Annotated in this window: 31 protein-coding genes, 1 tRNA gene and 2 pseudogenes; 9 read left to right on the top strand and 25 right to left on the bottom strand. The window is 64.8% G+C overall.

Annotation, left to right across the window (positions count from 1 at the left end; translation table 11 throughout):
* Positions 1–43 precede the first annotated feature (43 nt).
* The 5 genes and pseudogenes from I3J27_RS30420 to I3J27_RS39250 all read right to left on the bottom strand — a co-directional run bounded on the left by I3J27_RS30420 (position 44) and on the right by I3J27_RS39250 (position 4494).
* Positions 44–1956: pseudogene (locus I3J27_RS30420) on the bottom strand (diguanylate cyclase).
* Positions 1957–2540: 584 nt separating this feature from the next.
* Positions 2541–2736, bottom strand: a pseudogene (locus I3J27_RS30425) (hypothetical protein).
* A 91-nt stretch (positions 2737–2827) separates the two neighbouring features.
* On the bottom strand, positions 2828–2998 hold the full coding sequence (locus tag I3J27_RS30430) for a hypothetical protein (protein WP_270162556.1): 171 nt from the start codon (positions 2996–2998) through the stop codon (positions 2828–2830).
* Between the two features lie 52 nt (positions 2999–3050).
* On the bottom strand, positions 3051–3368 hold the full coding sequence (locus I3J27_RS30435; protein ID WP_270162557.1) for a hypothetical protein: 318 nt from the start codon (positions 3366–3368) through the stop codon (positions 3051–3053).
* A gap of 25 nt (positions 3369–3393) precedes the next feature.
* The gene (locus I3J27_RS39250; RefSeq protein WP_270172917.1) at positions 3394–4494 is read right to left on the bottom strand and encodes a DUF1236 domain-containing protein; all 1101 of its coding nucleotides are present in this window, start codon (positions 4492–4494) and stop codon (positions 3394–3396) included.
* Positions 4495–4725: 231 nt separating this feature from the next.
* Between I3J27_RS39250 and I3J27_RS30445 the strand changes: the two genes are divergently transcribed.
* On the top strand, positions 4726–4953 hold the full coding sequence (locus tag I3J27_RS30445; protein ID WP_270162558.1) for a hypothetical protein: 228 nt from the start codon (positions 4726–4728) through the stop codon (positions 4951–4953).
* Positions 4954–5235: 282 nt separating this feature from the next.
* Here I3J27_RS30445 and I3J27_RS30450 read toward each other — a convergent pair whose 3' ends face one another.
* From I3J27_RS30450 to I3J27_RS30480, 7 genes are all read right to left on the bottom strand, one after another.
* Positions 5236–5748 (bottom strand): PRC-barrel domain-containing protein, encoded by a 513-nt coding sequence (locus tag I3J27_RS30450; RefSeq protein ID WP_270162559.1) that lies wholly within the window; start codon positions 5746–5748, stop codon positions 5236–5238.
* 143 nt (positions 5749–5891) lie between these two features.
* Positions 5892–6113 (bottom strand): hypothetical protein, encoded by a 222-nt coding sequence (locus I3J27_RS30455; RefSeq protein ID WP_270162560.1) that lies wholly within the window; start codon positions 6111–6113, stop codon positions 5892–5894.
* A gap of 21 nt (positions 6114–6134) precedes the next feature.
* Entirely contained in the window at positions 6135–7235 is a 1101-nt protein-coding gene (locus I3J27_RS30460; RefSeq protein WP_270162561.1) for a glycosyltransferase family 4 protein, read from the bottom strand.
* A 3-nt stretch (positions 7236–7238) separates the two neighbouring features.
* Complete coding sequence (locus I3J27_RS30465) at positions 7239–7361, bottom strand: hypothetical protein (RefSeq protein ID WP_270162562.1); 123 nt, start codon at positions 7359–7361, stop codon at positions 7239–7241.
* 5 nt (positions 7362–7366) lie between these two features.
* Positions 7367–7576, bottom strand: a complete 210-nt coding sequence (locus tag I3J27_RS30470; RefSeq protein WP_270162563.1) for a hypothetical protein — start codon at positions 7574–7576, stop codon at positions 7367–7369.
* Between the two features lie 111 nt (positions 7577–7687).
* On the bottom strand, positions 7688–8083 hold the full coding sequence (locus tag I3J27_RS30475) for a hypothetical protein (RefSeq protein ID WP_270162564.1): 396 nt from the start codon (positions 8081–8083) through the stop codon (positions 7688–7690).
* 17 nt (positions 8084–8100) lie between these two features.
* A complete protein-coding gene (locus tag I3J27_RS30480) occupies positions 8101–8301 on the bottom strand; it encodes a hypothetical protein (RefSeq protein WP_270162565.1) in 201 nt (66 codons plus the stop codon).
* A 308-nt stretch (positions 8302–8609) separates the two neighbouring features.
* On the opposite strand from I3J27_RS30480, the gene I3J27_RS30485 reads away from it, so the two are divergent.
* A complete protein-coding gene (locus tag I3J27_RS30485) occupies positions 8610–9020 on the top strand; it encodes a hypothetical protein (RefSeq protein ID WP_270162566.1) in 411 nt (136 codons plus the stop codon).
* Positions 9021–9103: 83 nt separating this feature from the next.
* Here the strand turns inward: I3J27_RS30485 and I3J27_RS30490 are convergent, their stop codons facing one another.
* A complete protein-coding gene (locus I3J27_RS30490) occupies positions 9104–9526 on the bottom strand; it encodes a hypothetical protein (protein WP_270162567.1) in 423 nt (140 codons plus the stop codon).
* Between the two features lie 94 nt (positions 9527–9620).
* The gene (locus I3J27_RS30495) at positions 9621–9962 is read right to left on the bottom strand and encodes a DUF1236 domain-containing protein (protein WP_270162568.1); all 342 of its coding nucleotides are present in this window, start codon (positions 9960–9962) and stop codon (positions 9621–9623) included.
* 624 nt (positions 9963–10586) lie between these two features.
* Between I3J27_RS30495 and I3J27_RS30500 the strand changes: the two genes are divergently transcribed.
* The 4 genes from I3J27_RS30500 (at position 10587) to I3J27_RS30515 (ending at position 12418) form a co-directional block, all read left to right on the top strand.
* Positions 10587–11048 carry an Hsp20 family protein gene (locus I3J27_RS30500; RefSeq protein ID WP_270162569.1) on the top strand — a complete coding sequence of 154 codons (462 nt, stop codon included), beginning with the start codon at positions 10587–10589 and terminating at the stop codon, positions 11046–11048.
* A gap of 82 nt (positions 11049–11130) precedes the next feature.
* The gene (locus tag I3J27_RS30505; protein WP_270162570.1) at positions 11131–11622 is read left to right on the top strand and encodes an Hsp20/alpha crystallin family protein; all 492 of its coding nucleotides are present in this window, start codon (positions 11131–11133) and stop codon (positions 11620–11622) included.
* 79 nt (positions 11623–11701) lie between these two features.
* Positions 11702–12025, top strand: coding sequence for a hypothetical protein (locus I3J27_RS30510; RefSeq protein ID WP_270162571.1), 324 nt, complete (start codon positions 11702–11704; stop codon positions 12023–12025).
* A gap of 168 nt (positions 12026–12193) precedes the next feature.
* Positions 12194–12418 (top strand): hypothetical protein, encoded by a 225-nt coding sequence (locus I3J27_RS30515; RefSeq protein ID WP_270162572.1) that lies wholly within the window; start codon positions 12194–12196, stop codon positions 12416–12418.
* Positions 12419–12478: 60 nt separating this feature from the next.
* On the opposite strand, the gene I3J27_RS30520 is transcribed toward I3J27_RS30515, so the two are convergent.
* Both I3J27_RS30520 and I3J27_RS30525 read right to left on the bottom strand, forming a co-directional pair.
* Entirely contained in the window at positions 12479–12865 is a 387-nt protein-coding gene (locus I3J27_RS30520; protein ID WP_270162573.1) for a response regulator, read from the bottom strand.
* A 117-nt stretch (positions 12866–12982) separates the two neighbouring features.
* A complete protein-coding gene (locus tag I3J27_RS30525; protein WP_018643617.1) occupies positions 12983–13348 on the bottom strand; it encodes a PRC-barrel domain-containing protein in 366 nt (121 codons plus the stop codon).
* Between the two features lie 159 nt (positions 13349–13507).
* Here I3J27_RS30525 and I3J27_RS30530 point away from each other — a divergent pair, with 159 nt between their 5' ends.
* The gene (locus tag I3J27_RS30530) at positions 13508–13699 is read left to right on the top strand and encodes a hypothetical protein (RefSeq protein WP_028150789.1); all 192 of its coding nucleotides are present in this window, start codon (positions 13508–13510) and stop codon (positions 13697–13699) included.
* 256 nt (positions 13700–13955) lie between these two features.
* Here the strand turns inward: I3J27_RS30530 and I3J27_RS30535 are convergent, their stop codons facing one another.
* Both I3J27_RS30535 and I3J27_RS30540 read right to left on the bottom strand, forming a co-directional pair.
* A complete protein-coding gene (locus I3J27_RS30535) occupies positions 13956–14423 on the bottom strand; it encodes a hypothetical protein (protein ID WP_270162574.1) in 468 nt (155 codons plus the stop codon).
* Between the two features lie 130 nt (positions 14424–14553).
* Positions 14554–14778, bottom strand: a complete 225-nt coding sequence (locus I3J27_RS30540) for a hypothetical protein (protein WP_270162575.1) — start codon at positions 14776–14778, stop codon at positions 14554–14556.
* Positions 14779–15182: 404 nt separating this feature from the next.
* On the opposite strand from I3J27_RS30540, the gene I3J27_RS30545 reads away from it, so the two are divergent.
* Positions 15183–16862 carry a DNA polymerase/3'-5' exonuclease PolX gene (locus tag I3J27_RS30545; protein ID WP_270162576.1) on the top strand — a complete coding sequence of 560 codons (1680 nt, stop codon included), beginning with the start codon at positions 15183–15185 and terminating at the stop codon, positions 16860–16862.
* A 317-nt stretch (positions 16863–17179) separates the two neighbouring features.
* Here I3J27_RS30545 and I3J27_RS30550 read toward each other — a convergent pair whose 3' ends face one another.
* The 7 genes from I3J27_RS30550 to mnmA all read right to left on the bottom strand — a co-directional run bounded on the left by I3J27_RS30550 (position 17180) and on the right by mnmA (position 22337).
* On the bottom strand, positions 17180–17563 hold the full coding sequence (locus tag I3J27_RS30550; protein ID WP_270162577.1) for a hypothetical protein: 384 nt from the start codon (positions 17561–17563) through the stop codon (positions 17180–17182).
* 1 nt (position 17564) lies between these two features.
* A complete protein-coding gene (locus I3J27_RS30555) occupies positions 17565–17933 on the bottom strand; it encodes a hypothetical protein (protein WP_270162578.1) in 369 nt (122 codons plus the stop codon).
* Positions 17934–17943: 10 nt separating this feature from the next.
* On the bottom strand, positions 17944–19221 hold the full coding sequence (locus tag I3J27_RS30560; protein ID WP_270162579.1) for a DUF6538 domain-containing protein: 1278 nt from the start codon (positions 19219–19221) through the stop codon (positions 17944–17946).
* 332 nt (positions 19222–19553) lie between these two features.
* Positions 19554–19630, bottom strand: a tRNA-Met gene (locus I3J27_RS30565).
* A gap of 234 nt (positions 19631–19864) precedes the next feature.
* A complete protein-coding gene (locus tag I3J27_RS30570) occupies positions 19865–20221 on the bottom strand; it encodes a hypothetical protein (RefSeq protein ID WP_270162580.1) in 357 nt (118 codons plus the stop codon).
* A gap of 46 nt (positions 20222–20267) precedes the next feature.
* Positions 20268–20906 (bottom strand): class I SAM-dependent methyltransferase, encoded by a 639-nt coding sequence (locus I3J27_RS30575; RefSeq protein ID WP_270162581.1) that lies wholly within the window; start codon positions 20904–20906, stop codon positions 20268–20270.
* 249 nt (positions 20907–21155) lie between these two features.
* The gene (mnmA, locus tag I3J27_RS30580; RefSeq protein ID WP_270162582.1) at positions 21156–22337 is read right to left on the bottom strand and encodes a tRNA 2-thiouridine(34) synthase MnmA; all 1182 of its coding nucleotides are present in this window, start codon (positions 22335–22337) and stop codon (positions 21156–21158) included.
* Positions 22338–22684: 347 nt separating this feature from the next.
* Between mnmA and I3J27_RS30585 the strand changes: the two genes are divergently transcribed.
* The gene (locus I3J27_RS30585) at positions 22685–24295 is read left to right on the top strand and encodes a flagellar hook-length control protein FliK (protein WP_270162583.1); all 1611 of its coding nucleotides are present in this window, start codon (positions 22685–22687) and stop codon (positions 24293–24295) included.
* Positions 24296–24302: the final 7 nt, after the last annotated feature.

Here is a 24302-nt window from a genome sequence, read left to right on the forward strand (position 1 = left end):
AGAGGAAGGACAGTTCGCAAACAATCCTTTTGGTTTCCAACCGCTACGCGCTTCTGGCGCCGGGCCAGGCGACCACCTGTCCGGACATGACGAGCCGATCGCGGCCGTTGTCCTTGGCCGCGTAAAGCGCACGATCCGCCGCCGCCACCAGGGAGCCGCAGTCCATCGCACCCTCGGAAGGCATGTTGGTCGCGCCGCCGAGGCTCACCGTGACGATCTTGGACGGCAGGTTCAGCGCGTGCAGCATGCCGAGGTCGCGCACCGCCCAGCGCACATTCTCGCCGACAAGTTCGCAGCCCTCCGCGTCCGTGTTCGGCAGCAGCAGCGCGAATTCCTCGCCGCCGTAGCGCGCGGCGAGATAGGCCGGTCGGCGCACCTGCGTGGCCAGGATCCGCGCCAGCGCACGCAAGCAGGCGTCGCCGGCCTGGTGGCCGTATTGATCGTTGAACTTCTTGAAGTGGTCAACATCGATCAACAGCAACGAGAGCGGAGTGCCGTCGCGCTTGGCCCGTGCCCATTCTTCCACGAGGCGCTCGTCGAAATGACGGCGGTTGGCGATCCCGGTCAGGCCGTCGGACGTGGCGAGGGCGGATAGCTTGTCCTGCAGGTCCTTCTGCTCGGTCATGTCGCGCGAGATCGCCACGACGCCGTCGATCTCATGGGTTTCCGAAGACCGGGTGACGCGCAGCGCCGTCTCGACCCAGATCTCCTTCTTCTGGCGGTGATTGGCGCGATAGATGATGCGCGCCTCCTCGGCCTCCCCGGCCTTCAGAGCCGAAACGACCTGCTCGACGCGCGGCCGGTCCTCGGAATTGACGCCCTCGAGAGCCGAGGTCCCCAGCAGCCTGGCAGGATCCCAACCGAGGATGCGGGCGCAAGACGGGGAGGCATAGAGGATGCGCTCGTCCAGCCCGACCCGCATCACGACGTCGCTGCACTGTTCGGCGATCAGGCGGAAATCGCCTTCCTTGGCGACGAGGGCCGCGGCCATGCGCTGCCCCTTCGAGAGATAACGCACCAGGAAGAAGCCGATCATGGCGATCGACAAGGTCAGACCGGTGACGATGCCGAAGCGCGTGACGGCCTGCTGGCGCCACGGGGCCAGGACATCGCTCTGCGCCTTCGTCGCCAGGACGACGATCGGATACCGGCTGCTCTTCTGGTAAAAGCTCAGTCGCTCCTGCCCGTCCAACGGTGATTTGAAGTAATAGGCGCCGGCATCCGGCCGCCGGCCCATGGTCCGGAACAGCGGCGAGCCCGCCATGTCGCGACCGACATAGGTGCCCTCGTCGTCGCGACTCCTGGCCAGCATGATGCCGTCGGCATTCAGGAGCGAGACCGCGCCGTTCGGGCCGATGTCGAAGCGCCCGTAGAACTGCATGAAGTACGCGACGTCGACGCTCGTCAGCACCACGCCGGCGAAGCTGCCGTCGGGATGATTGAAGCGGCGCGAGGCGGTATGATCCACTGTCCGCCGGACCGGCTCTCCACCGGTCGACCGATCAACGTCCCGCGGTCTGCCGAGGCGCGATGACGCTGAAAGTAGTCGCGATCGCTGTTGTTGAAGTTTGAGAAGTCGCCGTCTTCGGTAGTCGCAAGCCAGCGGCCGGTTTCATCGTAGACGAAGATGCCGCGGATGCGCTGCCTGTTGTACTTGCGGGCTTGCAGGAAGTTCTGGATCTTCGCCACCGCGGCCGGGCTCGTGCCGCCGACCTCCATCCGGTCGACCATTCCGGCAAGGATGGTGTCAGCGAGCTCGAAGGTGTCTTCGGCATGTTGCGTCAGCGACTGGGCAAGGTTGGCCATGTCGACTTCGGCGTTGCGCAGCTCGACCTGGTGGGCCTCCCACTCGCGCCATCCGCTCAGCGCGAGAATGGCGACGCAGGCGAGCGCCACAAACCCCGCCGCCCACAACGGGAAGCGAGCTTTCTCGACCTCGCGGCGGTTGCTCGGCATGGGGCGGTGGCTCCTTTTCGCGCAGGGTCCCACCCGGGCCTTAATGGCGGGTTTGCAGCCACGCCATGATGCGGGCACCGAGTAAGCGTCGCTTCATCGTGGTGTCCGCGATCTTACGCATCGTAGTGATCGTCCATTAACCAGACGCCACCTGCCGCGAGACGCGGCTCGATCCGGCCAAGAACGGACGCATCCGTTCGCTGCGCCCGCCCCGCGATTTCTCTAAGCGCGCTTGTTGCGGAGCAAAGCTAGTCGCGGCAAGGAAATCCAGATGGCCAAAGTGCACCTGATCCGGAAGCCGTGTCCGCACTGCAGGAAAGCGACGAAGCTTGTCTCGAGCCGACCGGTCAGGGGCGCCCAGTAATCAAGCGCAAAGACACCTCACTCCCCGTCACGCTACGGGTCCTTAGCAACGCCGGAAATCAATGGAAGTAGCGTCAAATGAAACGGCCCGTCAGAGTGAGCCATTCGACGAGCCGTTTCAGGGCGAGCCTCTATTCGCTCAATGCGCGCGAAGTAACCAATGGCCGGCACCGGCCGGTCCGAAATCCCTACTTGTCGGTGCAGACCTTAGTACCCCTTCGTCACGCTTCCCCGCTGCCGGAGAAGATCGTCGAGCGCGGTGGTGCGTGGCGGCGGCAGCGGCCTAGTGCTTCCGGCAGGTTTGCTCTTGGCGTCGTATCTCTTGGCCAGATCGAGCAGCCGTCTTCGAGTGAACGGGTCGGCCTTCTCCGCCAGATCGCGTGCCCGCTGCGCGAAGCCAACGTAGAACTCTTCCATGACGCCACCCCACAACATCGCCGAAGGCCGATCTTCGATGGTCGGTGAGGGTCACGTCAAGAGATCGCTTGTGCCCGCCTGGCAAGCGGCACTACGCTGTCTCGCCCGTAGCGGCGGAATGCTTGGCGGCGAGCAGCTTCAGCGCGGTCTCGATCTTGGCGAGGAGCGCCTGGATTTCGGCGCGCTCGTTCGGACCGGGATCCGCTTCGAGCCGCGCCAGCAATTGCTCCTTCTGGCCCTGGAGCTTCGCAACAGCAGACATCTCATCAGCTCGACGTCGAAAGGGCCGCTCAGAGAGCGGCCCTTTTCCTAGTTTACCAGCTTCGGGTGCCGAAGCTGAAACCGATGCTCGGGCCGCCGCCGTAGTAGCCGTAGCCGCGGTCGTAGTAGCCCGGCCCTCCGTAGGAGCCGTAGCTCCGACGGACGACGTAGCCGTCGTCTCCGCCGTAGTACCGCTGGACGTAGCGGGGACCGCCGGTGCGGTAGCAGCGGCCGTACTCATTGCAGACCAAGCGAACCTGGTCGACGTTGGCCACCTCCGCCGACCCGATGGAGGTGGCATTGAGCGGAGCTGCCGACGCGGCCGACGCCAACAGGACCGTTGCGAAAGCTCCGAGCGCAATCGTCTTCATGTTCGTGTTCCTCCGTTTGGCGAGATCAGTCGATCTCTTCGATGACGCGACGTTCCTGCGGTTCGACGATGTAGGTGCGGCTATCCCGGTGAATGTACCGGTACTCCCGCAGACTCGGCGCGTCGCGATAGACCTCGTCGGGGAAGGCATCGATTTCAACGCCCTCAGGCACGCGCTCGCCTCGGCGGATCTCGGTTCGGACCGTGCTGCCGGTCGTTTGCCGCTCGCGCTCGACGGGACGGGCCTTGGCGTGCTTCCGGATCACCTCGCGATCGCGGTCGCTGAACGTCACCTTGCGCTGCTCGGTGCTCGCCGGCGCCGACGCCGTGGAGCGCCCCGAGTACGGCAGGACGGTCACGATCTTGTAGCTGGACGGCTCCACGATCACGATCTCGTCCTTCACCAGGACGAAGTTGTAGCCGCGATACTGCGGCACGATCTCGACGACCTCGGCCGGCAGCGGCTGCAGGCGGACGTCGCGCGGCACGACGGTGCCTACGGACAGGGAGAAATTCACGTTGGTCAGCGGCTGTATGTTCAGGTGCGAAATCGACGTGCTGATCCGGGTCCGCTGCTGATCGTTGATGTTGACCGAGGCGTTCACGTTCGTGCTCGACGAACGATCGGCCGTGTTCTGCTGGCTGTTCGGCTGCTGGGCCGTGTTGGTCGAGCCACCAGCCGGAGACTGCGCCTGATTGGTGCCAGAAGCCGGCGGGTTCGCGCTCTGCGTCTGGCTGTTCGAAGGCGGGTTGGTCTGCGCCTGGTTCGAAGCCGGATTGGCTTGGTTGGAGGGCTGGCTGGTCTGCGCCTGGTTGGTCGAATTGTTCGAGGTCGGCGCCTGCGTGGTGTTGGTGCCCGAGTTGGACGTTTGGCCTGCAGCGCTCTGGCCCGTCGATGACGGAGTCTGCGTCTGGGCCGAATTCGTCGAAGGATTGGTCTGCGCGGATCCCGAAGAGGAGTTGGACGACGGTGTCGACGTCGACGAGGACGGCGGCGTCGATGTGGACCCCTGCTGACGCTGCGTAGCCGACGGATTGGAGCTCGACGTGTTCGGAGAAGATTGTGCGAGAGCCGAAGTCGCGAGCGCGACTGCGGCGGTCGTAGCCAAGAATAAACGCTTGTTCATCTGAAATCCTCCTAATGGTCGCCGAACAACACTGGACGAAGCGTCGGGTTCCTGCTCGGGAAGTTTCGGCAAATCGGCTGAAACTGCGCCGCCGAAATTCTTCCGGCTGGCGGAGAAATCATTCCCGCATTGCGGTGGCGCGCCGCCCCAGTGATCGGGAACAAACGGAACTTCGCGCGAGCCCCCTCGTTGGCAGTGACTACTTACGAAGGATTTTTTTAGGAGGACACCATGAAGAAGCTGATCATCTGCGGCGCTCTCGCCGCCTTCGCCCTCGGCACCCAGGCCGCCAGCGCCGCCGAGTTCTACATCGTGCGCGACGCGACCACCAAGAAGTGCACCGTGGTCGACACCAAGCCGACGACGACCACCACGACCGTCGTGGGTGATGGCGTGTACAAGACCAAGGTCGAGGCCGAGTCCGCGGTCAAGACCACGAAGGTCTGCACCGAACAGTAGCCGGTCGTCGCAGGGCCTAGTCGGCCAGGCGAAACGTGTTGACAGCAAATGGAGGAGAAAATGCCCGTACTGATTTTGTGGGCCGTTCCCGCCGTGCTCGTTGTTGGCGGCGTCGGCTATTGGTTAGTTCACATGCACTGAGCGAATAGACCGCTCGCGTGAATGGCCCGCCCGATGATTCGGGCGGGCCATTTTTTTACCCACGGAGCGGCCGACTGGTTGCCACGGGGCAGAAAAGAGCCCCATGGTGGGGCCCTAATCTCAGTGAGCAAACGCCCTACTCTAGTTGTAATCCGAGTATTTGAACTGCGGCAGCGCTTTCAGTTGCTCTTTGTTGCCGCTCATGACGGCGTGGTCGGGCACCCAATCGTTCGCGTTGCGGTTCGTGGTGGTTGTCGACGCGGCGCCGGTGGTGGTGTCGCGCGAGGTTGTCGAGGTGCTGGTCGAGCTGGTCCGGACAGGCTCTTCCACAAACTTCAGCTTGTCGATCGAGACGGCGATGTCGTGCTCGCCCATTCCGAGGAAGCCGCCGATGCCGATCACCACCGCGTTGATCTTGCCGGTCTTGTCGACGAGCAATTCGTTGATGTCGCCGAGCTTCTCGTTGGCTTCGTTGTAGACGTTCAGCCCGATCAACTTCGAGGCGCGCCAGCTGCTCTTCAGCGCCATCTTGGCATCGGCCGGCTGAGCGGTGGCCGCCTGGGCGGCGCGGTCGGCCGGCTGAGTGGATTGCGCGAACGCGGCGCCGCCGATCACGGCAGTGCCGAGCAGAGCGACGGCAAGAAAGCTTTTCATCGATTATCTCCTCCAACGTGAGCCCGCACCCTTTCAGATGCCCGGCCCAACGCCCGCAATTGCCACTTGTTCCTGATCACTTTCAGCTCGGAATGGTCTGAAAGAATTCGATCCAAAACTTCGCGGCGTCCAGACCCGGTCCACTACCGACGTTCGGTGGTCACAAGCCGCACGGCAATCCCCTTGCCTTCGGAGCGAAGGCAAGCCCGGGAGAAATGCGGCCAAACCTGCTTCGAACAGTCGTCCGCTTCCTTCGCGGAGTCGCCGGCCTGCTGGACCTTCGGCTGTGGAGGAGGCACTTCGTCTGCAAGAGCGGCCGTCGCGAGAATGACAAAAGCCGCCGCCGCGGAAAGAATGGTTTTCATGGGAGCCTCCTGATCGGCAACTCAACGAAGAGGCTCCGAAGCCGTTCCGACCGCGAGACGAGATATAGCTGCCCCCTTTTCGAATCCATCGCGTAATCCGCGACTGAGCAGATCGCGATATCGGCGTTCGTACTCCTTCGCCATCCGGCTCGCGGCGAAACGCTTCTCGAACCGGGCGCGCACCACTCGTCTGTCCAGCCGCTCCAGTTGGTCCACTGCCCTGATCGCCTGCTCCTCACCATCGACGATGAAGCCGGTGACGCCGTGCTCTATGACTTCCGGCACCGAGCCTGAGCGATAGGCGATTACGGGCGTTCCGCATGCCATCGCTTCGATCATGACGAGACCGAACGGCTCCGGCCAATCGATCGGAAACAGCAGGCCTGCTGCGTTCGCGAGGAAAGATTGCTTCTTCGCATCGTCGACTTCGCCGACGAGCTGGACCTTCTGGCCATCGATGTTCGGCTCGAGCTTGTTCTTGAAGTAGGCCGTCTCCGCGCGAGGTATCTTGGCCGCTATCCGCAGCGGCATCCGCGCGGCGCGTGCGATGCGCATGGCGGCTTCCGGTTCCTTGTCCGCCGTCAGCCGCCCGAGAAAGGCCAGGTACGAACCACGTTCGTAGGACGGCCTAAGCAGATCCTTGGGCAGCCCGTGCTGGATCGTCGCGATCCAGTTCGCGTTCGGAAGGGGCCGACGCTGGTTGTCGGAAATTGAGATGAAGGCCGCTTTCGGAAAAGCCCCGATCACGTCGGACAGACCAGGAAGGTCGAGGCGGCCATGCATCGTCGTCAGGAACGGCACGCCGGTCCGGCTCAGCACCGGAAGAGGCAGCCAGTCGACGTGGGAGTGGATTAGGTCGAAGTCGCCCGCGCGCTCGGCGATCGCTTCGATCAGCAGCGCGCAGGCGGCGTTCGGATCAGTGCCCCTCCGCCCCAGGCGCAGCGCGCGCGGCCCGACAGGGTGGAGCTTTCCCTTCGTCTTCGAATCCCCGCTCGCGAACAGGGTGACGTCGTGTCCGAGCTCGACCAGTTCGTCGACAAGCCAGGCGATCACGCGCTCCGTGCCGCCATAAAGCTTCGGCGGAACGCTCTCGGCCAACGGAGCAAGCTGGGCGATCCGCATCGGCTAGGCCCCGACCACGCGCCGCAGGGCAATCACGATGACCGCGGAAATGAGATATGAAATCGCGAGCAGCGTCCAACTGGGCCTTGTGCTGTCGCGAACCACGCGCGCGACGAACGTCTTCATGCCCGTCAACATTCGTCTTCGGGAAGCTGGTGCAGGTAGGCTATCCCGAAGCTGGCGAGTTCTTCGGCATCGCTCTCTCGCTCTCCCCGTCTCCTGTGCAGATAGCGCTCGAGCAGGCAGCGGCGGCTGTCCTGAACGTCGATGTCAGGGTGCGCCGCCCGGTACACGGTCCAGGCCGTCTCTGCCGCCTTTCTCACCGTGACTTCGTCGACCATCCTTACACTCCGAGCGACTGGATCCAGTCGCTGCCAACTCAGCGCGATGGCGAAAGTTTCTAGTTTTTCCCAAGGCTTCGACCTTTGGCGGAGAAGCGCTTGGCAGGTCTATCAGGAAGCTTTCGCCCGCGCGCGGTCGCGGGCGGCTCGGCGGCGTTGCCGGCGTTGGGCTCGACCAAGCCGTACTGAGTCGTGAAGACGAGGCGCCGGCAGCGGTTCAGCTGCGGGTAGTTCGCTTGCCGGAACCGGCTCGCCAGGCCGGGCTTCCATGAGCTCCAACAGTCCGCGGCCCTTCTCGGTGATGCGCCAGCCGCCGTTCAAGCGCTCGACCAGTCCTTGCGAGAAGATGTCCAGATCCGGCGCTCGAGCGGCCAGGCGTTTGGTCCGCTCGGCCCAGTCCCGTCCGCTCGTCGCCAGGATTGCCATGTCGCGCTTGAGGTCCGCCATGACGGCGAAACCGTCGGGATAGCTCACCAGGATCTTCAGCACCGTGACCTGGAAATTCACCCCCCGCTCCCCTCCGCCTATCGCCACATGGTTGGCGCATCGTGGAGAGCCTCGCGGCCGACCTGCTTCAGCCTGTCGCGCGAAGTGTCGCCCTTCGTGGCGGCTTCCAGAATCCTGGACGCCACGTGAGTGCGGGCGCCGGTCTCATAGCGCGAGACGTCTTCGCAGACTTCGTTGAGGACTGCGCGCAGAAGCGCGGTCGTGGCCGGATCGAACATAGGATCCCCCCAAAGGAAAAACAGTCGTAGCGCAATCGCACGGGCGCCGAATTCAAGAGTGTTAAGCGCCCCAATATCCCGCCAAGTCTACACGCGAAGTCCAACTCGGCAAGCTCCGAAAGTCGCCGCACCGCACGCGGATTGCACCCCTCTTCGGTCGAAATGTTTGTGTCCAAGCTCGAAACTTTCGAGTGACTGCCGCACCGGCGCCCGACTATCCCATGCCGCTCGGCACCTGGGCAAAAAGCAACCATTGCCTGTTTTTCCCGTTATTTGGCCGGGCAAGAAACGCGGAAAGGAGTAATCCGATGAGGAAGATTGCAATGGTGGCCGCGACGGTCGGCGCTCTCGGTCTCAGCTCGGTCGCGGCGACGTCGCCCGCCGAAGCTCATTGGCGAGGTGGCTGGGGACCGGGTATCGCTGGCGGCCTGATCGCCGGCGCGTTGATCGGCGGGCTTGCCTCCTCGGCGTACGCCTGGGGGCCGGGCTACTACGACTACGGTCCAGGCTACTACGGCGCCGGCTATTATGGCAGACCCTACGCCTACGACTATGGGTACGATGCGCCCTACCGCTGGGGTGGCGGCTACGCCACGACCTACTACACCGCGCCGGTGTCCTATGGCTACCGGTACCGTCGCGTCGTCCGGCCCGCCTACGCCTATTACGGCGGCGCCTATCCGGTCGTGCGGCACCGCTGGCATCATCACCACTGGTGAGACGGCGCCGTCCCTCAAGGCCCCGTCAGGCCGCGCTCGGAACGAGCGCGGCCTTTTCGTTGCGTGAAGCTGGATATTGCAGCTCACCACCATCCGCCGGTAAAGAAATCGTGCCGTTCGAACGCCAGCCGTGGCTCGGCTGGCCTTCTCGCGGATTTCGCCCACCGCTTCGCCTGCGGACGAGCTTCCGCGCGTTTGCGCTCAGGCGGCTCCTTCTTGGCGTCGGGAGGTGGTGCTGCAGGCATCGAGGCCATCGCCTCTCGCGCCGATTGCTGCGGTTCCTCCGGCATCGGATGAGCCTCCGCTATCTTCGGAACATCGGCCCGCGGCCGCGCGTCGAAGACGATCTTCTCTGGAAGGCTTCTTGCCGACCGGATTCTGATGGTCGTCCTGTCGGGATCGGTCGCGCCGGTACGCTCGACCGGCGCCGGCAGATAGCGGTCCGCGGCAAAGAGCAGCGCCAGCAGCAGCCCGCCGACGAATACGAAGTATCTGACGATCGGCATGGACCGCACTCGCAGCTCAAGGAATCGCTTCTCGGCGGATGCCGAACGCCGGCTTGCGGCGGGTCGCCTCCTCCCGCGACCCGCCGCGGTGGACTTAGTCCACCTCTTGGACCACGGTGCGCGTCGACGGATCGACCAGCATCACGCGCTCGCCGGAGTAGACGTAGCGGTATTTGGTGAGCGACGGACCCCAGTCGGCGGGCACCGCCTCGAGCTCGACATCGCGCGGCACGGGCTGACCCACGACGATCTTCTCGCGTGTCTCGACCGGGCGGATCTTGTGCTCGGTCACGTAGGTGCGGATCTTGGTGCGGTACTCCGGCTCGATCTGCACGGCGGCATGACCGGCGCCTGTGGTGGTGACCACCGTCGACTGAGCCATCGCGCCCGTCGAGATCAGCGCGGCGGCCGCGGACATCAGCAGCAGCTTCTTCATGACTCTCTCCTGGCCGCTGGATGCGGCGCTGCATGAACCCATCAGTGATGGCAATCGTTCCGGAGCAACGGCAGGAGGACTTCCTCTTTTTCCCGAGGGGAGATCGGAACCCATTGCCACACGGCTACCGGAGCTGCATGCGCGGCGCCTATTTGAGAGCTATCTGCGCGCTGCGAACCGGTCATCCCGATGTGAAAGCGGGTGCGCTCTCGATCGGCCGCTTCTGTGCGACGTTTCCTATCGGGCGAATGCTTCCGGGGCGTCACGGACGACGCATTGGCGGAGATCGGGCGGCAGCGTCGCGTGGCGCGGTCGGTCACCAGCTTTTTGCGGTTTCGAAAAGTCGGAAGAGCAAGCTTCCGGCAAAAACTCATTTGGCCCGACCTGACCCAAGGGTCTTCGCCACCGGTCCTGAGTCCTTCCGCGTGCCGCGCGCCGTTTCAAATTTTTTCGGGCGGCACCTTGAAACGCTTTTGCGCCTTTCTAGTTTTTTTCTTGCCGCGAGAGCGGTGTGCCGGATGCCTGCTCGGGTCCGGCGCGGGCGCCGGTCCGGAAACTTCGGACCCCTCTGGATTTCCGCCCTGCGCTCCTTCGTACCCATCTTGCTCTTTGGAGGACTTGGTTATGAGGACCACGTTTGACTTCGCGCCCCTGTGGCGCTCCACCATCGGCTTCGACCATCTGGCCGACCTCGTCGACAGCACACTGCGCCAGACGAACGAAGACAATTATCCCCCCTACAACATCGAACGCTCCAGCGAGGATCACTACCGGATCACACTGGCCGTCGCAGGCTTCGGCGCCGACGACATCGCGGTGACGGCCGAGCAGAATGCGCTCACCATCGAAGGCAGGAAGCCCGAGAAGCCGGCCGGCGAATATCTCTTCCAGGGGATCGCCGCACGTCCGTTCCGGCGCGTTTTCAACCTGGCCGACTACGTCCAGGTGAAGGGGGCTTCCTTCCGCGACGGCCTGCTGATCATCGACCTCGTCCGAGAGGTGCCGGAGGCGATGAAGCCGCGCCGGATCCAGATCGCCGGCGGCGCTTCTTCTTCGGCGCAGATCGAGCAGAAAAAGGCAGCCTGACGCCAATTCGAACTTCGACGGGGAACGCGGCGTGCGCAAGCGCGACCGTGCTCCCCGTCCCATGAAATGAGGGAGAGCAACCATGGCAATTCGTGATCTCATTCCCTGGTCGAGAAACCAGGAGGTCGCGCCGGCGCGCGGCGGCTACGACCCGTTCATGACGCTGCATCGCGAGATGAACCGTCTGTTCGACGATGCCTTCCGCGGCTTCGGCGGCATGGGCCTGTCACCGCTGATGGAAGGGCAATTCGGCTGGCCCAAGCTCGAGCTCAGCGAGACCGACAAGGCGCTGACGGTGTCGGTCGAGCTGCCGGGCATGACGGAAAAGGACGTCAACGTCGAAATCAACAATGGCGTCCTCACCATCCGCGGCGAGAAGAAGAACGAGCGCAAAGACGAAGGAAAATACTTCACCGAGCGCTACTACGGCGCCTTCGAGCGTCAGATCCCGCTGCAGGACGTCGAGGAAGACAAGGCCGAGGCGTCGTTCAAGGACGGCGTCCTGACCGTATCGCTGCCGAAGTCCGAGAACCCGCGGGCGGGCGTCAAACGCATCGCGATCAACAGCCAGTAACGACATCCGGACGGCGGCCCGCCGCCGCCCGGCACGCAATCGAAACCGTCCCGAAGAAAGGAGCGTAGGGAGGCAACCGATGAGTATCGCCAGCACGATCACCGGCAATCTCGATCCCCTCTTCCATCCGGCCGCGCACTATGCATCTCCGGACGACGTCCTGAACGACGGTGACCTCTCCGTCCCGGAGAAGAGGATCATCCTGTCGTCCTGGGCATCCGACATGTTCGCGGTCGAATCCTGTCCCGCCCTGCGAGAAATCCCGGGCGTGGGCCACACCCTTCGCCTGGCCGACATTCTCGCCGCGTTGCGGCGGCTGGACGGAGAGGACGACGATCCGCCCCGCCCCGGCGGCGTCCCCATGCGGCGGCCTTGGGCCGCCGCGCAGCGGCAGTCCGTATGATGTTTACGCAGGCCATTCTCACGATGGTGTTGTTCGGGCACGCAACCGCAGCCTTCGCCATTCCATTTGTCGCGTGCCTGAACGGACGAGGCGGCACTACCGAACTCAGCGTAGCAGCTCCCACCGGAGCATCCTAATCCGCAGGGCCTCTCGCATACCAACATCGCTATGAAGACCAACTCGCGCCAATCTCTCGGTTCAGGGGGCACATGGGACCGGACCTACCTCGAGTCGCTGATCCGTGAGGATTTCGAGCGATGCCATCCCGGCGAGACGCTGGAGGATCTCAAGCGGCGTGCGTCGTTTTCCAGAGAGGACAGAGGCCTGCTGCGGGACTGGATGCTGGTCGCGGGGGCGCGCGCCGCGGCCGCACACCAAGTCAAAGAACGCTAACGATCAACCGCAACCGATGTGGGCACGATCGAAGCATCGGAAACTCACCACGATTCCGGTTCAAGCCGGCGAGGCTCCGGTATCAAGTAGCTGCGAGAAGGCGGCAGCCAATTGCGCCGGCGCAAAGGGCTTCTGAATCAAGACGCTGCCGCCGACACCCTGCGATTCCCAGTCCGGCGCGCTGGCGCTCGTCATGTAGAGCACAGGAAAGTCAGGCGTGATTTCCCTGATTTGCCGCGCCAGCTCCCAGCCGCTGATGCCATCACCCAGGTTGACGTCCGTCAGCAGGACTCGACATCCCTCGCGGCCATCGCAAAAGGTGCACATGGCCTCTTCCCCCGAATGGACCGAGCAGGCCTCGAAACCGCCGTCGGACAAGGCGTCCTCGACGAAGCTTGCGATGAGAGCTTCATCCTCCACGACCAGAACACGAACGGCATCACTCACTTTCAAATCTCCTCGGCGACCGAGCCGGGTTGTCTCGCGTGCGGCAGTGCGCTGGTCCGCAGTCCGGCGGAAGAGCAACCTCCGCCGTCAGCCAGCCAAGCACCGTAATGCGCCGTGTCAAGCCACCGGCACACCGTAATAGGCGTTCACCGAGCGCGTCGTCGCCGGGTCGCTCCAATTCCAACTGCTCTCGTCGGCGTATTTGGGGGCGCCGCGGAGCTGGTCCTGGGAAATGCCGGTGACTACATAGCCGCCGAGGTTGGTGTCGTATTTCAGCGTCTGCCATGGCAGCGGATAGTGATCGTCACCGATGCCGAGCAGGCCGCCGAAGCTGAGCACCGCGTACGACACCTTGCCGCTGATCTTGTCGATCATGACGCGCTCGATGTAGCCGACCTTTTCGCCCTTCGCGTCGTACGCGTTCGTGCCCTCGACCTTGTCGCTGCCGATCAGGCTGAACGTCTCGCGATCTTCCATGGTCATGTTGACCTCCTGGATGTTGTCTTCAGGAATCAACGGGGCCACGATGCCTCTGTTCCTGGCACAATCCGGGGCGAAAAGTTGATTTCCCAGAGATGAAGCGGCCAGGATCGGATGACGCGCCGCAATGTGCCGGACGAAGTCGGCGAGCGGAGTTAGAGCATGGAGCTGACCGATCTGGAGCGCGATTTCCTGAGGAAGCTCCTCGGCGAATCCTGGGTCAGCCCGCCGACGTTCGACCATGAAATCGTGGCGCGGCTCGTGGAGCTCGGTCTCGTGGAAACCGAACCGCTTCCATCCGGAGATATCGAGTATCGCATCACCGACGCCGGGCGGGCGGCGGCTACCGCGTGAACCACAGATCGGCGAGCCGCGGGCAAGTCGGAGGAACGATAGCCTTGCCGCCCTATTGAACTGCAGGGACCGTCGCCCGCCGTTGAACTACGGCGCCTGTCGCGGATAGCCAAAGGTCTCACGACCCCGCTATTCAGAACTAGCGCTCGCGAGGATAGCCAAAGGCGGCGGCCTCTCCGGAACCACGGTATTCTCGCAGCGACGCGCCTTCGCGCCCTCGCCGGCAGGCGCGATCTCCATCCCGCACCCGCACGACTTATTTGCCGCGCAGCGACAGACTGATCCGCGTTACGACCTCGTCCCACTCCCGCTCTTCGCTCGCCGGGTAGTTGAGCAGGACGCAGTGGATCAATCCGCTCGAGAAGTTGCACCGGTTGTACCAGACCTTGTCGGCCTTGTAGCTGGACACGGCAAAGAACCGAGGCGTCGTTCGCTTGTACTGAATGCGCGCGGGCGGATGCTTCTTTGCGAGAAATGCAGCGGGTGAATCGTTCGAGACGTTGGGCGCGGCCTGTATCGTGAGGTCGGCTCGGCCGTCAGCCGTCCGAAATCGCTGTCCGTACCCGTCCGGCCGGCCAGCTTCTTCGGTAAAGATCGAGGCCGGGAAATCCACCGAGGTACCCGTCTGCGGGATAGAATAGGTCGCCCATCTCACCGGTTGCGCCGAGACTGCAGAGATCGAGGCGGCAAGTCCGAGAACGAGCGCCGTCACCAGCCATTGCATCGCGTCTCCTCCCAGGGAGTCATGAAGACCCGACGAGCGGCGTCTCGGCTTCGATCATCATGGGGCCGACGTTCGGTTCGGCCTCCGGCGCAAGGCAGCGTCAGGGCCAACCGCCCGCAGTTCCGGAAGATCACTTCCGGCCCGACGGCGCCTGAGCATTCGAATCGTTCGGGTTCTTCTTGTTCGCCTCATGATGGCCGATCACGCAGCCGGCGGCAGCGCCGAGCTTGCCGTGCCCTGCCATGTGGCCGGCGACGCCGCCGACGATGGCGCCCTTGATGCAACCCTTCGCGTCCGCACCCGAGGACGCCAGCGCCATTGCGGCCACGCATGCCGCCGTGAAGATCCATTTCATGAGCGTTCTCCGGGCTCGGTTTCCGCGAGATCAATTCGATCCGGAGGCGGTCGTTCCGCTGCGGGCACGCGCCAGGCTGTCGCGACGCATCGAACTCAAGTCGTCAGCCGGCGTTTACTGACATCATGTCAGACGCATTCGACTACTTCCGCGCCTACGCCGTCCGAGCTCTCTGCAAGGCGAGATCGATGCCGCGGGGCCGGATGAGGCGTCTGCAGCTGGTGGCCGGCCGGATCTACAATCTCCTCAAAAAGGAAGCTGCCTACGGTCCCAATATCCAACACCTTGACGACTTTCGCGCAGCTCAGAAGCTCGAGAGCTCTCTCGAACGCCGGCCAAGCGACCGCTCCGGCGGTCGCCTTGCTCCGGCGGCGCCGCAAAGCTCGGATAGGGAGGCTGGCTGAATGCCTTCGCTCGACGCGCGCGGTGTGGCAAGCCTTCTGCGAGAGTACGCGCAGCGGACCGCCTTGCGAGGCGGCAATCCCTACCGGGCGAAAGCGTACTCTCGGGCCGCCGACAGCTTGGCGGCCCTAGCCGTTCCTCTGGAGGTGCTTGTCGCCGAAGATCGACTTACTGAGATCCCAGGCGTCGGCGATGCTATTGCCGACATCATCACCAAGGTTCACAAGACGGGCAGTCATCCCAGCCTCGAAAAGCTGCGGAAGGAGATTCCCGCGGGCGTGCTCGAGATGCTCGCTGTACCCGGCCTTCGTCCGGAGAAGGTGCTGCGCCTATACAAGGATCTCGGCATCGGCTCGCTCTCGGAGTTGGAGGCCGCCGCCAAGGATGACCGCATCAAGAAGGCGAAAGGACTCGGCGCTGCGCTGCAGACCAAGATCCTGCAGAACCTCGCGATTGCCAAAAGCGGAGAAGGCCGCCTCCACCTGCACCGCGCCGCCGCGCTGCTCGCGCATGCGAAGGACTCGATCCGCAAGTCCCGCCCTGAACTCAAGCGTGTGACGATCGCCGGCGATTTCCGCCGCGGCTGCGAACTCGTCGGCGATCTCTCGATCGTTGCGGAGGCTGCCAAGCCGGACAACACATCGACGCCATCGGCCGACGGGCTGCAAATCCGAGTATCCGACCGCAAGCACTTCGGCGCTGCTCTCCTCTTCGCAACAGGCTCCGCCACTCATATCGAACAACTCCAGGCTTTGACGGCGGAGAAGGGGATGCGATTGGAGCCCGACGGCCTGCACAATGGGCGCACCCTGATCGCCAGCGAGGAGGCTGAGATCTACCGCGCCCTCGCTCTGCCCTTCATTGACCCTGAGCTCCGGGAAGGGCGCGGCGAGATCGAGGCGGCTCTGAAAGGCAAGCTTCCGAAGCTCGTCACCGACCAGGATCTGCGCGGCATTCTTCACTGCCACACCGATGCCTCCGACGGCACCGAGAGACTGGAGACCATGGCTAAGGCCACGCGCCAGCGCGGCTTCGACTATTTCGGAGTCGCGGACCATTCCAAGTCTGCCCACTATGCCGGCGGTCTCTCCGTGGAGGAGATCGCGCAGCAGCACCGGGAAGCCGATCGACTGAACAAGCGCTTCGGCAAGGACTTCCGGATCCTCAAGGGTATCGAGTCCGACATCCTGGCGGACGGGTCGCTCGACTATGACGACGACGTTCTGGAGCGCTTCGATTTCGTGGTCGCCAGCATCCATGGGCGCTTCAAGCTGGATCGCAAGGTGCAGACGCAGCGCCTGCTTCGGGCTATTTCCAACCCTCACACCACTATCATCGGCCACATGACGGGGCGACAGCTCCAGCGGCGGCCGGGCTACGAAATCGACGTTGAGAAGGTGCTGCGGGCGTGCGCCAAGCGCGACGTTGTGGTCGAGATTAACGCCCACCCATGGCGGCTCGACCTGGACTGGCGCTGGCACCAGGCGGCGCTGGAGTTCGGCTGCATGCTGAGCATCAATCCGGACGCGCACTCGATCCGGGAGCTCGACCACATGCATTGGGGCGTCCTGATGGCCCGCAAGGGCGGTGCCCCTGCCGACCGGGTCCTGAACGCGATGACGCTTGCAGAGATCACGCGCTACCTGCGCCAGAAGCGGCGCTCGCTCGCCCGCGCCGCCTGATGTCGCAGCGGCACAGCCGGGAAGCGTTCGGCCATCGAGCTCGTGGAATGTAAGCCCCAGTTCGAATCCCAGCTGCGTCGACATGGCAGCGTCGAAGCGGCGGCAGAAGCGCTCGGCGAGCGCCTTGAAGAACTTGGTGTCGTCGCTCGTCTCGCGCAGGATCTCGCTGATGGTCGCGGCGTCGAGACCCTGCTCGTTTTCTTCCGTCGCGAGGCGGTCGGCGCGCAGCTCGCGCGCGAACGGAAGAAGGTTTTCCCAGGCGGTGCCGTGAAATCCGCCGAAGCCCGGCAGGAACGTTGTCACTCTGTTCATCTCGTTCATGTCGCGATCTCCTCATTGCGATGCCGCTGCGCGAAGTCCTCGTCGGTCATGACACGCCCTTCCCAGAACTCGTGGGGATGCTGCAGCAGCACCTGCTCGAAGATCTCGAAGGCCCTGTCGGCGTCGAGACCGGGATTCTCCGAGCGCTGCAGGACGGTGCACGTGGCGCACTGGAACGGACCTCCGTCCGCCGGGCGGCGCCCGATGGCGAAGTAGTGCAGAGCGCCGACATCGCTGTAGACGACCGCGGGTTTGCCCTTGCCGCCGTATTCCAGAGCTAGGACGAGTGCGCGGGGCAGCGACACCCCGCACGCCACGACGTCGGCGGCGGCTGGCCCGGTCGCGTTCTCGATGAACATCGTGTACGTGATGCCTGTCATCTCACGCGTTCTCCGCAGATTTGCGGCGCGAGTGCGCGTCGTCGGTTTCCACCCGCCCGCTCCAGAACTTGCCGCTGTTGTCGAGCAGCTTCCGCTCGAATGAGCGGCGCGCGTAGTCCTCGTTGAGGCGCGGCAGGCAGGCGTGCCGCATGAACTCGAAGGCGAGGTACTCGAAGTCGCCGTTCTCGTGCATGCGCCCGATCGAGACGAGCCGTCCCTTGCCGACGTCGCGGCCGATCACGGTCGCCACGCCCGCGCGGTCGTGCTCGATGGCGATCTTCAGCGCGTCTTCGATTTGGACGCCGCTGGCGAGGATCTCCTCGTCGCCGGCCTCGTTGTCGATGGTCATGGTGTAGGTGGGCTTCATCATGGTTCTCCTTTCAGACCGCGTAGCGCGGCAGTTTCTCGATCTCGCGCAGCGCCACGAGCGGCCAGGTGTCGCCGTAGTCGTCGGCGACCTTCGAGCCGGCGTGACCCTGGATGATGTTGCGGACGTCCTCCGGCACCCCGACGAGGCGGCTCACGGTTGAAAAACGGTGGCGCCAACCGTGATTGGGCGCGACGCCCTCGATGCCGAGCGAGCGGACCCACTCGGCGAGACGCTCCGCGACCTTCTTGTGATGCGGATTCGAATCCGTGCCGCCGCGGCTGCGGTCCGGGTCGTAGAAGAGCGGCCGCTTCCGGCGCGACCTCACGTAGTCGAGCAGTCCCTGCTCGATCAGGTGGCTGTCCAGCGGCACATCGCGGTACGTGCGCGTCTTGTTGTTGGCGCCGCGGATACGGATCATCCAGATGCCGTCGCGCTCGACGAAGTCGTCGGCGATCAGCGGCGTGAGCTCGTTGATGCGGGCGCCGGTGTAGGCGCCGATCCAGGGCAGCCAGCGGCGCGCCGCGGCCGTCTCTTCGCTGATGAGATGCGAGAACCGGAGCCGCGTCGCCGTCAGGATCTTCGCGGCCTCCACGCCGTCGAAGCCCTTCTCGCGCTCCTTGACCTTCTTCTTTACCCGGACCTTCACTTCCTTCGTCGGGTTCTCGGGCAATTGCCCCTGATCGACCGCGAACTGGAGGAGCGCCTTGCTCGCGGCCAGATAGACGTCGCGGACGGTGACGTTATTCATGCCGCCGGCGAGCAGCGTGTCCTTCCAGGCGACGAGGTCGGCGCGCGTGATTGCGGCGGCGTCGTCATGGCCGAGATGACCGATCAGGCGCTCGACCACCGGGGTCCAGCGCTTGACGGTCGCGGGCGAGAGCTGCGCTTCCTTGCTGTACGAGGTGAAAAGGCGGCGCAGCGGCACCGGCGTCCCGCCGTCGGCGGCCACGGCGACTGCCGACGGCCCGACGGCGGCGCAAGCGACGGCACTCCCCGACCGGACGTCGACCGATGAGACGTTGGCCGACGAGACTTCGTCCGAACGAGCGTCGACCCACGGGAGAGCGGCTGACGGGACGTCGGACTCGAATTTGCACTGAAGGTCGGCGAGCAGGTGGCCCTTGCCATCGACGATGGAGGCGTCGATGCCCGACAGTTCGCGCTCGATCCTGGCCAGCAGTTCGAGGTGGCGGATGCGCGCGATCACGGGGTCGCGCGTCCGCAGCGAGATCTTGATCTCGCGCTTACCGATGATCCGCCGCAGCCATTTCGGGACGCGCTTCCTCAATTGGAAGATCCCGCTGTCCGGATCGCGCCTGAGAGATTCGAAAGCCATGTGTACCGACCGTGTGTACCGACGGTCGGTCCGGAAACCCTTTGAGATTCAAAGAGTCCGCTGTTTTCTAGGGGTTTTCGAGTTGGGTGGCGGAGAGGGAGGGATTCGCACCCCCATTTCCACACCTTCACTACTCGTGCTGCTGGCTATAGCTGACTGGTTGGTTGCCGGACCGGGTGACTGCGCACATTGATCAGCGATGCTTGCGCATGTATCAATGAGATATCCCTCGCACCGAAACATCGATCGGCCAAGTCTGGGAAATCAAGGGGTTACGCTGGATTTGGTAGCGGGAGAGGGACTCGAACCCCCGACCCCAGGATTATGATTCCCGTGCTCTAACCAGCTGAGCTACCCCGCCACAGGGTCGCGAACGGCTGTTACGGCCGATCTCGCGAACGCGCGGCATATAAAGAAGGGGGCGGCGGGAAGTCAATCCGCCTTCGCTAAAAGCTTCGGCGAGACAAGGCGGCGGGAGGGGTAAAAAGCGCCCGTTTCGGTCACCGGACTCGCGCATGGTCCCCCTCACCCGAAATCCACGCTTTGCGCGGATTTCGGCCTCTCCCCGGCGGGGAGAGGCGAAGGAAGAAGCGCCCTATTTCGGCCTGACGGTCGGGTCGCCGCCGGGGCTGCCGGGGGGCGGGATCACCGGGGTGTTGCCGCCGGATTCGGGGGCCGGGGCGTGCATGTCGGGATCGACGCCGGCGGGCGGGCAGAGCACGCCGTCGGATTTGGCCAGCTTGTCGCCGAGCGGTTCCCGCGACTGGCCGGTGGTGGTGCCGTCGGGTAAGCGGTTCGGGCGGTCCTGCGGCGTGCAGTTGGCCGCATGTTGCGGGGATGGCGGCGCGGTCGCTTGCGGCGGCGTCGCCGGGGCGGGCGGGGCCTGCGCGATCGCGCTGCCTGAGGCGGCGATCAGGAGGCTTGCCAGGATGATGTTTGATGTCGTGCGCATGGAAGGGGAACGCGCGGGCAAGGCCCGCTGTTCCCACATCGCAACATTACGTTTTATGGTAGCGGATCAGCGAAAAGTGCCCCATCGGCGGCATCGGGCGGCGCTCGGCCAGCGTGACGCCGCCGTGCCTGGCGGCCCAGTTGACGAGGCGGTCCCACGGGAATTCCGGACGCCAGCCGAGGCGGCGGGCGACGGGGGCGAACGCCAGCTCGAACAGTTTTCGCGGGCCGCTCTCGGCGCCGATGTGGTTGACGAGGATCAGCTCGCCGCCGGGCTTGAGCACGCGCACGAACTCGTCGAGCGTGCCTTCGGGATCGGGCACGGCGGTGATGACGTATTGCGCCACCACCGCATCGAAGAATTGATCGGGGAAGGCGAGGTTCTTCGCGTCCATCACCGAGAGCACCTCGACATTGGAGAGGCGAAGGGCCCGCACGCGCGCTTGCGCCTTGCGCAGCATCGGCTCGGAGATGTCGACACCGCAGATCTTGGTGGTGCGGGAATAGTCGGACAGCGAGAGGCCGGTGCCAACGCCGACATCGAGGATGCGGCCGCCGATGCGGTCGGCCTCCGCGATGGTCGACTGCCGTCCGGCGTCGAACACCTTGCCGAACACGAGATCATAGACCGGCGCCCAGCGGCCATAGGCCTTCTCGACCCCGGCCCGCGAGATGTCTGCTGCCATGCCCCCCTGCCCTTGCGCGTTTCTAGAGTGTGATGCGTCTTGGTGAATTCAATGCCGGCACCGCGCGCGGTCTGGCGCCTATCCCGCTTGCGGGAGAGGTCGACACGCTCACGAGAGCGTGGCGGGTGAGGACTTTTTCGGCTCGCGATATATCGCTAGCGGAGAGAGCCCTCTCCCCTACCCTCTCCCGCAGGCGGGCGAGGGAGCGCACTTCCGGTGTCGCGAGAGTGCGATCCAAATTCGTCATGATTAGCCGCGCACGGCTTCCGCGAGCGGGCGTGTCGTACCAGCGCCAAGCTTCGCCGCGGCGCTCTGAATGAAGCCGCCGCCGAGCACGCGCGCCTGCCCCGAGGGCGCGTCGTAGAACACGCAGGCCTGGCCCGGCGAGACGCCCTCTTCGCCGGCGACGAGCTCGACCTCGTAATGGCCGTTCGCGCCGCGCAGCCAGGCCGGCTGCGGCGCGCGGGTCGAGCGCACGCGCACGAACATCTCGAGGCCATTGCCGATGGCACAGTCGATGTCACCGTCGCCGATCCAGTTGACGTCGCGCAGCACGATGCGGTGCATCTTCAGCGCATCGCGCGGGCCGACGACGACGCGGCGGTTCGCCGCATCGAGCCGCACCACGAACAGCGGCGCGTGCGCGGCGATGCCGAGGCCGCGGCGCTGGCCAACGGTGAAATTGGCGATGCCGTTGTGCCGGCCGAGCACGTTTCCGTCGAGATCGACGATGTCGCCGCTTTCCATCGCGTTCGGACGCAGGCGGGTGATGATGTCGGTGTAGCGGCCCGTCGGCACGAAGCAGATGTCCTGGCTGTCGTGCTTGTCGGCGACGGCGAGGCCGAAGCGCCGGGCGAGCTCGCGCGTCTCGGGCTTGGTCATGTCGCCGAGCGGGAAGCGTAGGAAGTCGAGCTGCTCTTGCGTGGTCGCGAACAGGAAATAGCTCTGGTCGCGGTCGGCATCGGCAGCGCACACCAACGCGCGCGAGCCGTCGTCGCGGCGTCGCGAGGCGACGTAATGGCCGGTGGCGAGCGCCTGCGCGCCGAGCTCGCGCGCGGTCTTGAGCAGGTCGCGGAATTTGACGCTGCGGTTGCACTCGATGCACGGCACCGGCGTCTCGCCGAGCGCGTAGCTGTCGGCAAAGTTGTCGATGACGGACTCGCGAAAGCGGTCTTCGTAATCGAGCACGTAATGGGGAATGCCGAGCTTGGCGGCGACGTCGCGGGCGTCGTGGATGTCCTGGCCGGCGCAGCAGGCGCCCTTGCGATGGGTCGCCGCGCCATGGTCGTAGAGCTGCAGTGTGATGCCGACGACGTCATAGCCCTCGGCCTTGAGCAGCGCAGCCGTCGTCGAGGAATCGACGCCGCCCGACATGGCAACGACGACCCTGGTGTCCTCAGGACGGCCTTCGAGATCCAGACTGTTGAGCATGGGCCTAAGGGGTTGTGACGGCGGCGTTCGGCGGTCCGCGATTAGTGCTTCCAGCGGGACATCGGCGATCCCCGGGAACCCTGGTTCCCCCGGGGGGCACGGTCTGCCCGGTCGAAAGCGGCTGAGAGTGTCCCTTTAATATAGGCGGCATTCCGGTGAAGCAATCACGCCAGCGGCGAGCTTAGGGCAATTCTTGCCGGGGAGGCAGAAATGACGGGGCTCCTGCCGCCCTGGCGGAGAGGGTTCTAATTCGACAATACATTGATTTTACTAGATAAAACCTCATTTTGCGAAGCTGGCCCGCTCCTTGCTACCCCTAGGCCGAAGATGTTTCCAAGGGGTATTCCGTGGTCGGTCGGACGTCAGATGTAGCAGCCAGCGTGCAGGTCCAGAGCGCGCAGCAAAAGCCTGCCAGGTCGCAGGCCTCGAGGGACACGTCCGCCACCGACTCCTTCGGCTCGCTGGTCGACAGCAACACCCAGGCGATCAGCAACAATTCGCAGGCGCAGGACACCGCGCCGCGCCGGACCGACTCGTCCTCGTCCGCCTCGGACAAGGGCCCGCGCGAGACCGCCTCGACCGACCAGACCTCGCAGAGCAGGGCCGGCGACGACACCGACAATTCCGCGCCCGGCAAAAACGACAGCAAGGCCGACACCGCGAGCGATACGACGGCTGAACCGGCCAAGCCCGGCAAGACCAAGGACAAGTCCGAGACATCCGACGCCAAATCGGCGGACGAGTCCGAGGAGACCAAGGGCGACAAAACCACCGACGGCCTCGCCGCCGTCGATGCCGCGGCCGCCGCGCAAATCGATCCGGCGCAGGCCGCTATTCCCGATCCGAACGCAATCGTCGTCGCCGCACCTGTGGTGCCGGTCGATCCGAACGCGGCCGCGAGCCAGGCCAGCGAGACCGCCTCTTCCCCGCTGACGATTGCGGCTGCCGGCCTTGCCGCCAGCGCCTCCACCGCGGCGCAGATCGCGGGCGGCAAGACCGAGAACGCGACGGCCGGCGACAAGAGCGCCAAGACGGCCGGGGCCAAGGTCGATGCGGACACCACGGGGACCTTGGGCGACGCTGCGACCGGGGAAGCCGACGCCACCGCGGCCGACGCCAAGACCAATGGCGGGCTGATCGCGGCCGTCGACACCGGCACGCCAAAGACCTCCTTCAAGGCCGTCGCCACCGCGCAAGGCCAGACCGACGTCTCCAATATCGGCCAGGACGCGGGCAAGGCGAACACCGCGCAGACCCCGGCGAATGCAGCGATTGCTGACGCCGCGCATGCGCAAGCCGCCAAGCCTCAGGCCGAGGCCGCGACCGACGCCAAGGCCGGCACGTCCGATCGCAGCGATGCGGCGCCGGCGACATCGACCAACCACGCCCATGCGGGCGCGCAAGGCCAGGTCCCCACGACCGACACCAGCGCGCAGGCCGCCTCCGCCATCCAGGCGCCGGTGACCAATACGACCTCGGCCGCCACCGCATCGACCGCGACGCTCACCGCGACCGCGGCCAATTCGACCGCCGTGCCGATCAGCGGCGTGCCGATCGAGATCGCCGCCGCGGTGCGCGCCGGCAAGACGCGGTTCGACATCAGCCTCGATCCGGTCGATCTCGGCCGCATCGACGTCCGCGTCAATGTCGACCGCAACGGCCAGGTCACCTCGCATCTCACGGTGGAGAAGCCGGAGACGCTGGCGATGCTGAAGCAGGACGCGCCGCAATTGCAGCGCGCGCTCGACGATGCCGGCTTCAAGACCGGCAGCAACGGGCTGTCCTTCAGCCTGCGCGACCAGAATTCGTCGGGCCAGCAGTCCGGCCAGAACAACGACAATGGCGGCAATGCCCGCCGGCTGATCATCAGCGAGGACGAAACCGTTGCCGCTGCGCCCGTCGGGCGCGGCTACGGCCGCATGCTCGGATCGAGCAGCGGCGTCGACATCAGAGTGTGAGGAGTAT

It is taken from the genome of Bradyrhizobium xenonodulans (assembly GCF_027594865.1).
In the GTDB taxonomy this organism is placed as follows: domain Bacteria; phylum Pseudomonadota; class Alphaproteobacteria; order Rhizobiales; family Xanthobacteraceae; genus Bradyrhizobium; species Bradyrhizobium xenonodulans.